The organism is Paracoccus sp. IB05 (assembly GCF_016405985.1).
Lineage (GTDB): Bacteria > Pseudomonadota > Alphaproteobacteria > Rhodobacterales > Rhodobacteraceae > Pseudogemmobacter.
In genome coordinates this window covers 29350-41269 of the sequence record NZ_JAEFCF010000003.1, presented here as the reverse complement: position 1 = coordinate 41269, position 11920 = coordinate 29350, and the positions used below count along the sequence as shown (strand labels likewise).

Below are 11920 nucleotides of genomic sequence, written 5' to 3'. Positions count from 1 at the left end.
GCCGGGTCTGACGCCCGGGAAAAAACAGGCCCCTGCGAAAAAAAATCGCAGGGGCCTGAAACTTTCTGAAACCACCATCCGTGTCTTCTCCTGTCCCCCGATCAACGGGGCAGACATTTCCGGGAGGAAGTCACATGAAGACCTTTACCAAAGCTCTCTTCGCAGGCTGTTTTGCGCTGACCACCGCAGGGGCAGCACTGGCGCAGGACAATCCCATGGTCGGCGGCGCTGCAATGTTCGCCGATAAGAACATCGTCGAAAACGCGATGAACTCGGCCGATCACACCACCCTGGTGGCCGCAGTCCAGGCCGCCGGTCTGGCCGAAACCCTGCAGGGCGAAGGGCCGTTCACGGTTTTCGCGCCCACCAATGCGGCCTTTGAAGCGCTGCCCGCAGGCACGGTCGAGACCCTGCTGAAACCCGAAAACAAAGAAACGATGGTCAAGATCCTGACCTGCCACGTTGTCGGTGCCAAGGCTATGGCCGCCGATGTGCAGAAGATGGTCGCAGATGATGGCGGCAAGCATGTGATCGAGACGCTGGGCGGCTGCAAGATCACCGCCGAGGCCAAAGACGGCATGGTTACCCTGACCGATGAGACCGGCGGCGTCGCAACCGTCACCATCGCCGATGTCGTGCAGTCGAACGGCGTCATCCATGTCATCGACAAGGTTCTGCTGCCGGCGGGCTGATCCCTCCGGCCAGATCAGGGCTGTCACGGCCCGGGCCAGGTCTCGCGCGGTCTCTCCCTCCCGCACGGATATGGCCCGTTATCGCCGGGCTACCCGGCAAACCCAAACCAAAGAAGGAAATTTCCCATGAATGCGATCAAATCGGTTACTGCAGGACTCCTCCTCTCGGCACTTGCTGCACCGGCCATGGCCGCGACTGTTGTGGGTCTCTCGGGCGAGAATGAGCTGCACTGGCTTGATACCGAGACCTGGACCCGCACCGGCGGCGTGAATGTAACCGGCGTTGAAGGGCGTCTCCTCGGTATCGACGTGCGCCCGGCCGATGGCCTGCTTTATGGCGTCTTTGCCGATGGCACGCTTGCGAGCATCGACCCGATGACCGGTGTGGCGACCAAGGTCAGCACGCTTGCCACCAAGCTGGCCGATGGCGTTTCCGCCACGGTAGATTTCAACCCGGTTGCCGACAAGTTGCGTGTGATGGGCAGCGATGGCACCAGCCTGCGGGTGACGGTTGAGACGGGTGAAGTGGTGACCGATGGCAGCCACTCCTACGAGGATGGCACCGCCCCGAACATCATCGCAGGGGCCTATACCAATTCCTACAAGGGCACTGAAAAGACCCAGCTTTTCAACATCGACGGTGCTGCCGGCTGGCTGGTCCTCCAGGATCCGCCGAATGATGGCAAGCTGAACCCGGTGGGCGAGATCGGTGTGAAACCGGCCGAGGCCGGGTTCGACATCGCCTCGGACGGCAAAGGCGGCAATGCGGCCTGGCTGGTGGTCGAGGGTGGCTTCCATTCCGTCAACCTCGAGACCGGAGCAACCACGGAGGTCGGCAGGATCGAAGGCGCGAATGTCCGCGACATCGCCATCCTTCCCGCGATGTAAGTAACCAGTGCTATAGTTCAGTTCTGGACGAGTGACGCGGCCCGAAGCCTCAGGCTTCCGGGCCGCAATCCATTTCCTGAATGGCTTCTGAGCAGGTTACTCATTTGCCCAGCGTCAAACTCCGAGAATTCTGCACGCCCGCATTACCAGGCTGGCATACTCCAACATTTCGCAGTGTCAACTCGGAGTGCCCGCAATGGAGCTCCGAGCAACATGCTGCTACACAGCAACTTTCAGGTTCGGCGCCATCAGCGGTCCCGCCGCCCCCGGCAGGCGAGCGCGGCCCTTAACAGCCGTTCTACCCAGTCAAATGCGGCTTTGCCGCATTCCCGGAAGCTGCCGTTCGCTCTTTCAGTTCATGTTGCGCCAGGCTGCGGGGGTGACGCCCTCCCAGCCCCGGAAAGCACGGTAGAATGAGCTGGTGTCCTGAAATCCCAGCAGGAAAGCCACCTCATCGATACCGTTCTGCCCGTCTGCCAGAAGCACGCGACCCAACTCCCGCCGGGCTTCGTCCAGAAGGCTGCGATAGCTGGCCCCGTGCTGGGTGATGCGGCGTTGCAGGGTCCGCTCGCTCATCCCCAGCTCGCGCGCCACGTCGCCGATTTCCGGCTTGCCGCTGGCGATGCGGCGCTTGATCAGGATCTTGACCTGTTCGGGCAGCGAGGATTGCGCCTCGATCTCGCCCAGTGAAGCGGTCAGCGAGGGGTCTAGGATGGCCAGCAGATCCGGGTTGTGCCCCGCGAACAGCAGGTCCAGATCGGAGCTGCGCAGGACCAGCGCATTCCCGGCGCAACCCGTGCGGATCGGCGCGTCAAAATAGCTGTGATGCATCGGGCTGGGTGGGCTGGATCTGGTCATTTCAACCCGCAAGGGCCGGATCTGTCGCCCTGTACCGCGCCGACCAAGCTCCAGAATGGCGGCAAAAGTCACATCCGCCGCCGCATCCGGCTCGCCCTCGGAACTGAACAGCCAGCGCAAGGCGATCCTGCATTCAGCGCTGCTATCCGCCAGCGTCAGTTCCTCGGGCGTGCAGAGGCGCTTGAACCGGGCCAGCCTGCCCAGCCCGTCGCGGTAGTCGCGCGCAAAAAAGGCCGACATGGTGGCGGGCGGATGAACCGAGGTATCGGTCTCGACCGTCATCCGTAGCCCGATGGCGGGATCATTCGACAGAGCCTCGACCGCGTGCCACAGCGCAAAATACTGCGCCGTGGTCAGCCAGGCATCCGGTGTGACATGCAGCGCCGCTGGCAGTTGCGCCTGCCGCAAGAGGGCGGGTGCCGGAAGGCCGAACCGCTCTGCCGCCCGCCAGAAGGCCTGCGGCAAACGGCAGCGGTCGCTGGTATCCCTGTTCATCGCAACCCCCTACATCTGGCTCTTGATCAGCCGGTCAAAGGCGCGGTCGCCCAGCCATTTGCGCACCCAGATCATCATCTTGGCATATTTTCCGGCGGCATAGCGGGTTTTTGGGCGGACGGATTTCACGGCATCGCCCACCACATCGGCGATCACGCTGGGATCGGTGCCCTGACCATGGCCATAGCTGCGCTCTATCGAACCGGCCACGCTTTGCGCCACTTTGGCATAGGCACCATTGGCCGAACGATCCAGAACCCCCCGCGAGGCTGCGGCGCCAAAGCCGGTCTCGATCAGGCCCGGTTCGATCACAACCACGCGGATGCCGAAGGGCTCGAGCTCCAGCCGCAGGCTGTCGGACCAGCCTTCCAGCGCATGTTTGGTCGCATGATACCAGGCACCCAGAACAGTATAGATCTTGCCGCCCATCGAGGTGATGTTGACGATGGTGCCCTTGCCGTTTGCCCGCATCGCGGGCAGCAATAGCTGGGTCAGCCGGGCCGGACCAAAGACATTGACCTCGAACTGATAGCGGGCGTCGTCCAGCTCGATTTCCTCGACCGGACCATAAAGGCCATAGCCCGCGTTGTTCACCAGCACATCGACCCCGCCCGAGCGTTCGGTGATAGTGGCGACCGTCGCGACGATCTCGGCATCCTTCGAGATGTCCATCGCCAGTGGCACCGCACCTAGTGCCGCCAGATCAGCCATCTTGTCGACGCTGCGCGCCGCCACATAGACCAGATAGCCATCGGCAATCAGTCGCTTGGCAATGCTCTTGCCCATGCCCGAAGAAGCTCCGGTGACGAGGGCGGTTGGTTGGATGTTGCTGTTCATGTTGCACCTGTGCGTTTGCAATGATGACAACTTACTTCGCGTCTTCCGCCACATCATTGGCACATTACGCCAATTTACTAGGGAAATACGCCAATACGAGAATGTCGGTAAAAGGCTCCGAGCAACATGCCGCGACACAGCAATAGGCAGGTTTGGCGCGGTCGGGCGTGCCTCTCCCCACGACAGGCGAGACCGGCCCATAGCCGCCGGTCGGCCTCGACTTATGCTGCTTTGCCGCATTCGTGCAAGCTGCCGTTCATCTTGCTTCGCAGCAAACATCCTGCCAGGTCGGTAGCTATGCGGTACAAAGGCGTCCTTCGCTAATGTTGCGACGGAAAGAGCCCCGCTTCGGGCCAGATCGACCAAACGGGCGGAAAGCCGTCTGTGTATGGTACGGCACTGAACCCGCAGAGAGTCCCCAAAATCGCACCGAAGTGCGCGGCGCAGCGAACACGTTGCTCATCGTATCGTGCGGGCGAACAGCATCACATGCTTGTGAGCCTCTGATCGGTCTGAGGACGATGGTAGGCCCAGTTTGGAATGCAGTTCTCGATCCGGCGGGAACATCCGGTGCGCAGGGCAGTTGAATGACAGCCGGACAAACTGCCCGGCCTTATCCATCAATCTCTGGGAGGAACTACGATGGCCAATCCGAACAATCCGAACCCGACCAAACCTGCAAATCCGCAGACGACTGATCCGGCACGCGAGGATGATCGCAAGCCGGGCAAACAGCAGGAACAGCAGAACCCCGGGCAGAAACAGCCTGACCATGACAAGCCGCGTCAACCGCAGCAACGCTGACAAGTCCTGACTTTTGCATCGGCGGCGGGGATGATCCTCGCCGCCGTTTGTTCCGGAGGAACAATCTTGCCACAAAGCGAACCTGATCAAAAAACCGGGCCCTGGGTGCCATGGCCACCTGTCGCCGATGAAGCTAAGCCTGAAGCTGCCTTCAACCCCGCACGCCGGGTGCGAGGTCCAATAGATCATCAGGCTGACGGCCAGCAAAGTAAAACCCAGGCGACCTAGTCACGACTGGACGCGCGCCGGTCGCACGTAGTTAACCCGCCACAGGGGAGGGCCACGGGGGCGGGCGGGTCGGCTGCCTCGGGCCCTGCCATTCAGGTGCGGGGCGACAGGACTGTAATGGACCGAAATTCGCGACAAAGCTCAGTCTTCACCGAAGATCAGCCTGCGTTGGATCCTTGTTCCCCAGTTAGTTACAAGCCTGAAACACAGGGCACCCTCTGGCGGGATTCCTCAGGTCGCGCCAGAGGGCTCCCCTCCCGATACCGTCGATTTCTGATCGTGAAGAGCTGCGGAGTCCTAGGATGGTCCCCACGCCCGTGAGAGGGCGCGGGGCGCGCGTATCACTCAGAGCGGTGGAAAGCGCGTGGTGTCCGGGTTGCGAAGCCGTTCCTGACGCTCAGCCTCAGCGGTATCGTAAAGCCAGCCATCGGCCTCGAAGCGTGATCTGAGGTCACGAAAGCCAGTCGCCGGCACCTGGTCAAGAGCCGCAGTCACATCGGCGCGCCGCTCTTCCGGGAAACGAACGGTCAGGGCGACATTGCCGCGCCGCATCGCCTCGTGGAAGATCGGAGCATCGGTATCACTGATCCCGAGATCGGCAAGCGCGCCGACGGCACCGCCGAGAACCGCGCCTCCGACGGCGCCGACTGCTGTTGCCGCAAGCCAGCCCGCGGCGACCAGCGGCCCGATCCCGGGAATGGCGATAATGCCGAGCCCGGCGAGAAGCCCCGCACCCCCGCCCGCCACAGCGCCGACCCCGGCACCGGTCGCGGCGCCGGTCGCATCATCTGGCACCGTATCCGTATCGCGGTAGTGCCCGCGCAGGGTTTCGTTGCCCAGAACCGAAACCTCCACATCGGTGTGACCAAGCGCCCGGACAGATTCACGCGCCCGTTCCGCCGTGGCGAAGTCGTCGTAAACTCTGGTTAAAACTGACATTTCATAGCCCCCTTATTGTACAGCAGGTGTGGTGACGACATTGCCCTTATAGTCGATGGCGATGGCTACGGCCTCGGCGCCGACCTTGCCGGTGCCGCGCCAGATGCCCTGGTCGTCTTTCACCAGTGCCGAGACATCGGTGACATTCCACGCAACAGCACGATCACGGGCCTGTTCCTCGGTGAAACTGTTCGCTCCCTCGAAGGGGGCTCCGGCTTCAGGCGTGGTCTGGGACCAGGTCTCCGATCCGCAGATGGCGAGGAACTGGTCACGGCTCAGCCCCTCGGTCGCGGGTGTAACGCCATCAATCGTGGCCCGGGCGGTATCACGGGCAGATTCGGTCTGGCTGATATAGCCATCGCCATCCACATCGAGCGCGCTGAAATCGCTGTCGCAATCCACTTTGCCCATTGTGTCGGCGGCTTCCGGAACGGCGACAGTGCCGTCTTCGGCAGGCGGATCGGTTGCTTCCTGCGCCAGCGTCATTGACGGTGCCGCCAGGGCTGCGATCAGCACGAATGCAAAGCCATGGTGTGTCATCTTGTCCTCCTGGATGAGCGGCGTATGTGTCGCCGGGTGCAGTCCAGAACCGACCGATGGGCGAATTGTTCCCGTCACCACGTTCTGAGCCATTGCAGTGCGTGTGCGGAACATCTGGCGAGGCCATTGGTTGAAGCGTGATCCCGGCATGTCTGTGCCGCCCGTGGAGGAGAGATATCGTTATGACAGGTGACTGGAAGGACAGGGATCAGGCGACTGAAGAGCGGCGTTCAGTTGCGTTCTATGGCGCGGAAAGACGCCCGTCTCGGCGGGAGTGGGACCCCGGCAATTATGGCGGGCTCGATCACGAACGCGGGCCTGGCTCCGGCCTCAGCTCACCGAAGGCTGATCTTCCGCCCAGGGCTGCTTGCGGATTCACGGGGCTTGGGCCGAAAGGCTATTCCCGGTCTGAAACACGCGTTCTTGAGGATGTCTGCGAGGGGCTGACCGAGGATGACGCGCTGGATGCCGCGGGCATCTCGGTCACGGTATCGCAGGGCGAGATCACGCTGGCGGGCACGGTGCCATCGCGCCAGGCAAAACGTCTTGCCGAGGATATTGCCGAGAGATGCCGGGGCGTGAATTACGTTCAGAACAACCTGAGAGTGCAGGCCGGCGCCGGTTCTTGAGGGATGTGACAGCCGATGCCCCGCGTCAGGTCAAAAGAGGGGGCACGAGAGATTTACCCGGCCGGATGCAAAGACCTGTATTCTGGCTGGATTTTTTTGAGTAGACTAAGATCGCGGATAACACAGGCTGGATCTGATCGATGGTGAATTCGGTTATTCCCTTCCCCGGGCAGGGCGCGCAGACGTCCTCAGAGGAAGACAAATTTGCTCGGGCCGCAGCGCAGGATCTGTTGCAGGCGGTTACGGCGCAGCCTGTCCCTGACAGGTTGCAGGTCCTCGCGGCAGAGCTGGGCAGGGCACTGGATCTGCGGCGCAGCGAATTCTCTGCGCCGGGTGATGAGACCGACCGGACGCTCTGACCCTTTGGCGGAATACCGCTGGCCCTGATCGGGCAGCGGAACCCAAGGCTCTCCGTCTGGTTGTCTTCCCGTGCAGAGGATGAGGGAGAGACGCCATGTTGACGCCGGACCACACCGACAGCCAGAGCAATACCCGTAGCCCAGACAATGTGGGCAACCAGACCAGGACGACTTCGGACGAGCTGATCGCGCTGATCCCCAGGCTTCGGATTTACGCGCGCAATCTGACGCGGGGCGGGGACGAGGTTGATGATCTGGTCCAGGAAACGCTGATGAAAGCGATCGCGAATGTGGCGCGCTTTCAGCCAGGAACCAACCTCCGTGCCTGGCTTTTTACCATCATGCGTAATTCGTTTCTCACCCGCGTCAACAAACGGGCCCGCGAACCTGTGGGCCAGGCGGATTGCGTGTCTGGCAATGTCATCTGCTTTCCGCGACATGATACGCAGATCACCGGCAATCGTGTGTTCCAGGCAATTGACCGCCTCCCGCCGCAGTTTCGCGAGGCGCTGATCCTCGTCTTTGTGGTGGGCGAGAGCTATCAGGATGTTGCCCGGATCTGTGACTGCGCCATCGGGACGGTGAAAAGCCGGGTAAGCCGTGGCCGCCAGATGCTGCTGGAGGAACTGGGCGTGAAGCGCCTCAGCGATCTTATTGCCGTGAATTTCTGATCATAGGGTAAGGCCCGGCGCAGTGCTGACCTCAGCCGCGTCGGGCGCAGCCGCGCGATACGGTGTCCTCAGATCCCCGCTTCAGGGTTCCGGCGCTGGTGCCGATCTTCGGGGTCGAACTGCTCCTCATCACCATTGTCATTCGGGTCTTCGTCCAATGGATCATTGCCCGGCAGGATGTTGCCCTCGTCATCTGCGGGCAGCGTTTCATCCTGCGGCCAGGGCAGATCGTCGGTGGCGCGGTCGAAAACCGGCACTTCGGGGACGGGGTTCTCGGCGGGCACAGTATCAGCTCCAGCATCGCCAGCTGTCGGCTTTCCTGTCGCTTTCCTCATCAGACGTCCCTCCGAGCTTTGCATATCCCTTCAATCGGCAAGCCGGGCCGATGTTCCCTGGTGCGGCGCAATGGGATGCAGAATCAGAGCGGCAAAGCGATGGTGCAGCGCGCCCCGTCCGCGTCGAGGCTGAATGTCGTTACCGCATCCAGCTGATAGGGAAGGGCCTTTTCGATCAGTTCGCGCCCCTGACCAAGGCGTGGCGCGGTATCCGGCAGCGTTACTCCCGTTTCGCGCCATTCGATCTGGAGAAGGGGGCGCTCCGCCGCCTCAATCCGCCAGGCGATCAGCAGCTTACCCCCGGCCTGCCCAAGCGCACCATGTTTGACCGCATTGGTGGCAAGCTCATGCAGGGCCATGGCAAGCATCTGCACCGCAAGCGGGCGCAGTGGCACATCGGAGGGGCCATCGAGTCGGACGCGATTGCCGGGGTCGGTCCCCACTGCCGAAAGCGCGCTTTTCACCAGCTCGTCAAAGCTGAGCCTGTCATTCTCATCAAGGCTGGACAAAAGCCCCTGCACCCGCGCCAGCATCTCAAGCCGGTCGCGGAAGCGCGGCCCGAAATCCGCGAGATCCTTTGCCGATTGCAAGGTGCGCTGCGCGACCTGGCGCACCACTGATAAGAGGTTGCGGGTGCGGTGTTGCAGCTCGGCGACCAGCACCCGCTGGCGTTCCTGAAGGCTGTGCAATTCGTCGATATCGGTCGAGGTGCCCAGCCATTCGATGATTCGCCCCGCGCTGTCGCGCACCGGCGTGGCGCGGGTCTTGAACCAGCGCCAGAGACCGTCTGCATCTGATTTCAGCCGGAATTCGACCTCGAAACCTTCCGCCTCGGCTGCGGCCCAGGCCGCCCGGGCGTTGTCGCGGTCATCCGGGTGAACCGCGTCGAGCCAGCCGGAGCCAAGCGCTTCTTCGGAGGATTGGCCGGTATAGGCCGTCCATTGCGGGCTGGCCCAGGTCCAGATGCCAGGCTGGCCTGCCCGCCAGATCAGCTGCGGCAGACCGTCGAGCAGGCGGTGGAGCCGCTCTTCGCTGTCGCGCAAAGCGCGCTCGGCGTTGCGGGTGGCAGTCAGGTCGGTAAAGGTCAGCACCGTGCCGCCGATGAAATTGTCGATGCTGCGATAGGGCAGAACGCGCACCGCGTAATGCCGGTCCCGCGCCGGATCCGCCACCAGCCGTTCGACCGGCATCAGGCTTTGCAGCACCGCTTTCACATCGTCCTGGATTTCCGGATAGCTGATCCGGGTCACCACATGATCCAGCGGCCGCCCGATATCGGTGTCGAGCAGGTGGAAAACTTCGGTGGCCGAGGCGGTGAAGCTGCGCAACCGCAGGTCATTGTCCAGAAAGATCGTGGCAATCTGGCTGGCTTCCAGCAGGTTCTTGATATCGGAATTGCTGCGCGCCAGTTCGTGGATCTGGTGGCCAAGTTCGAGATTGACGGTCTGCAGCTCTTCATTCACCGATTGCAGTTCTTCCTTTGAGGTTTCCAGCTCCTCATTGGTGGATTGCAGTTCTTCATTGACCGACTGGTATTCCTCATTCGAGGACCGCAGCTCTTCATTGGTGGATTCCAGCTCCTCAATCGTGGCCTGAAGGCGCTCGCGGGTGACCCGCAACTCGTTTTCCAGCCTTTGCACGTGATCATCGGATTCGGCCGGAACGGCGGGCTCGGTATCTTCTTTTGCGATGCCGACATGCTGGAACACCACCACAAGCGAGGTGATATGGTCGCGGCTGAGCGGCTCAATCACGATATTCACGCAGACCGCCTGATCGTCCTGGCGCAGCAGCTGGCGGGGCAGGTCGACCCGGACGCCTTCGGTGACCGCGCGATACAGCGCCGAGCGCAGCTCGACCCGCAGGTCACGGTGAACAAGGTTGATCAGATTGAGCGAGGCGGTTCCGGTAAGGGGTTCCAGAAACCGGCCGATCCGGCCCGAGAAATGCAGCACCTCGAACTGGGTATCGACGACGACATAGCCGGGGGCAAAGCGCTCGGCGACGGCATCGGCCTGGCGGCTGACAGTATCCGACAGGCGCGACAGCGGCAGCGGATCTGACGCCGGCGCCGCGCCGCGGCTGGCCTGTTTCCGGACCGAGGGCGGGAAGTCAGGGATCACCCTGGTCGCGGTTTCCAGCCGGCGGAAGAGGCGGCTCTTGCGGTCAATGGGGGTGAACAGCGTCTGGTGACGCGTGACATTTTCCGATGAGCCCAGCATCAGAAGCCCGCCACTGCGCAGGGCAAAGTGGAACAGCGGAATGGCGCGGTCCTGAACCTCGATATTCAGATAGATCAGCAGGTTACGGCAGGACAGCAGGTCAATGCGCGAAAAGGGCGCGTCCTTGACCAGGTTATGCGGCGAGAAAATGCAGATCTCGCGCAGCTCTTTCACCACGCTGTAAGTGTCGCCCTCACGCGTGAACCAACGCTCCAGCCGGTCGGGGCGGATGTGATCGGCAATCGTCGGCGCATAGCGGGCCGCCCGGGCGAGGCCGAGCGCGCGGGCATCGAGGTCGGTGGCGAAGATCTGGATGCGCGGCGGGAATTCCAGCGTGGCCGCATGTTCCTTCAGCAGCATGGCGATGGAATAGGCCTCTTCGCCGGTCGCACAGCCCAAAACCCAGATGCGGATGGTATCCTCGGGCCGTTTATCGCGAAACAGCGCGGGGATCTCGCGTTCCAGAAGGTCGAATTCCTGTGCGTCGCGGAAGAACTGCGTCACACCGATCAGCAGATCCTGGAACAGGCGCTGCACCTCTTCGCGGTTCTCGCGCAAAAGTGCGACATAGGCGGCAATGTCGGGCAGTTGCAGCACCTGCAGACGGCGTTGCACGCGGCGGATAAAGGTGCCGCGCTTGTAGCCGTGAAAATCATTGCCGGTGACCCGACGCAGGGCTGCGACGATATCCGCGATCTGCGCCTCAACCGCCTCGGCGGTCAGGCGGATGCTGGCCTCCGGCAGAACCGCTATATTGCCGATATAAAGGTCTATCTCGGCGGCGATCCGGCTCGGGGTGCCACGGAGGTCGAGAACACCCGAAGGCCCGGCGGTCTCGGACCCATCGGCATCGCCGGGATCCCATTCCCCGATGGAAAGCCCGCCGCATTCCTTGGTGGCGCGCAGCCCGACCGCGCCCTCATCATGCAGCCCGTTCAGGATCACCGCGACCGAGCACCGTCCCGCATGGCGCGCGACGGATTCCAACATGGTATCGACAGCCCCGGCAGTCTTGTCGGATTGCCGCTCGCGCAGGGAGAGCAGACCGGACTCCAGGGTCAGCAGATGGTTGGAATCGGCGATATAGACGTGTTCGGGATGCAGTGGCGTGCCGTCATCCACAGCGAGTACCGTCAGGGCCGAGGCGGCGGCCAACTGATCCACCACGCTCGCCAGTGAGGGCGGATCCATCCCGCCGACAACGACCAGATAGGCGCCGCCGAGCCCCGGCTCGATGGCAGCGAAGATGCCGGTCAGCGAGGCAAGCGACTCCGTCGCCACGCCGATACCGATGATGGCGGCGATCTCATCGGGAAGGTTCTCGGACCCCTGTGCCGGGCCATTCTCGAGTGACTTGATCATGCAAGGTCCTGGCGCGGATCACGAAGGCGCCTGTGACCTTAGCCCGATGCGCGGTTCAGCG

Annotated in this window: 12 protein-coding genes; 6 read left to right on the top strand and 6 right to left on the bottom strand. The window is 62.5% G+C overall.

Going from position 1 to position 11920, the window contains the following annotated elements:
- The first annotated feature begins 134 nt into the window (after window positions 1–134).
- Entirely contained in the window at window positions 135–692 is a 558-nt protein-coding gene (locus JC607_RS02935; protein WP_198835459.1) for a fasciclin domain-containing protein, read from the top strand.
- Window positions 693–818: 126 nt separating this feature from the next.
- A complete protein-coding gene (locus JC607_RS02930) occupies window positions 819–1580 on the top strand; it encodes a DUF4394 domain-containing protein (RefSeq protein ID WP_198835458.1) in 762 nt (253 codons plus the stop codon).
- A gap of 351 nt (window positions 1581–1931) precedes the next feature.
- Here JC607_RS02930 and JC607_RS02925 read toward each other — a convergent pair whose 3' ends face one another.
- Together JC607_RS02925 and JC607_RS02920 are read right to left on the bottom strand one after the other, a co-directional pair.
- On the bottom strand, window positions 1932–2933 hold the full coding sequence (locus tag JC607_RS02925) for an AraC family transcriptional regulator (protein WP_198835457.1): 1002 nt from the start codon (window positions 2931–2933) through the stop codon (window positions 1932–1934).
- Window positions 2934–2942: 9 nt separating this feature from the next.
- On the bottom strand, window positions 2943–3770 hold the full coding sequence (locus tag JC607_RS02920; RefSeq protein WP_198835456.1) for an oxidoreductase: 828 nt from the start codon (window positions 3768–3770) through the stop codon (window positions 2943–2945).
- A gap of 642 nt (window positions 3771–4412) precedes the next feature.
- On the opposite strand from JC607_RS02920, the gene JC607_RS02915 reads away from it, so the two are divergent.
- Entirely contained in the window at window positions 4413–4574 is a 162-nt protein-coding gene (locus JC607_RS02915) for a hypothetical protein (protein ID WP_198835455.1), read from the top strand.
- A gap of 573 nt (window positions 4575–5147) precedes the next feature.
- Here the strand turns inward: JC607_RS02915 and JC607_RS02910 are convergent.
- Window positions 5148–5741, bottom strand: a complete 594-nt coding sequence (locus JC607_RS02910) for a hypothetical protein (RefSeq protein ID WP_198835454.1) — start codon at window positions 5739–5741, stop codon at window positions 5148–5150.
- A 12-nt stretch (window positions 5742–5753) separates the two neighbouring features.
- Window positions 5754–6281 (bottom strand): hypothetical protein, encoded by a 528-nt coding sequence (locus JC607_RS02905; RefSeq protein WP_198835453.1) that lies wholly within the window; start codon window positions 6279–6281, stop codon window positions 5754–5756.
- Window positions 6282–6463: 182 nt separating this feature from the next.
- Here JC607_RS02905 and JC607_RS02900 point away from each other — a divergent pair, with 182 nt between their 5' ends.
- The 3 genes from JC607_RS02900 (at window position 6464) to JC607_RS02890 (ending at window position 7940) form a co-directional block, all read left to right on the top strand.
- On the top strand, window positions 6464–6910 hold the full coding sequence (locus JC607_RS02900) for a BON domain-containing protein (protein WP_198835452.1): 447 nt from the start codon (window positions 6464–6466) through the stop codon (window positions 6908–6910).
- Window positions 6911–7050: 140 nt separating this feature from the next.
- Window positions 7051–7269, top strand: coding sequence for a hypothetical protein (locus tag JC607_RS02895; RefSeq protein WP_198835451.1), 219 nt, complete (start codon window positions 7051–7053; stop codon window positions 7267–7269).
- Between the two features lie 95 nt (window positions 7270–7364).
- Window positions 7365–7940 (top strand): sigma-70 family RNA polymerase sigma factor, encoded by a 576-nt coding sequence (locus JC607_RS02890; RefSeq protein WP_198835450.1) that lies wholly within the window; start codon window positions 7365–7367, stop codon window positions 7938–7940.
- A 68-nt stretch (window positions 7941–8008) separates the two neighbouring features.
- On the opposite strand, the gene JC607_RS02885 is transcribed toward JC607_RS02890, so the two are convergent.
- Together JC607_RS02885 and JC607_RS02880 are read right to left on the bottom strand one after the other, a co-directional pair.
- The gene (locus JC607_RS02885) at window positions 8009–8224 is read right to left on the bottom strand and encodes a hypothetical protein (RefSeq protein ID WP_198835449.1); all 216 of its coding nucleotides are present in this window, start codon (window positions 8222–8224) and stop codon (window positions 8009–8011) included.
- A gap of 134 nt (window positions 8225–8358) precedes the next feature.
- Window positions 8359–11859 carry a CheR family methyltransferase gene (locus JC607_RS02880; RefSeq protein WP_198835448.1) on the bottom strand — a complete coding sequence of 1167 codons (3501 nt, stop codon included), beginning with the start codon at window positions 11857–11859 and terminating at the stop codon, window positions 8359–8361.
- Window positions 11860–11920: the final 61 nt, after the last annotated feature.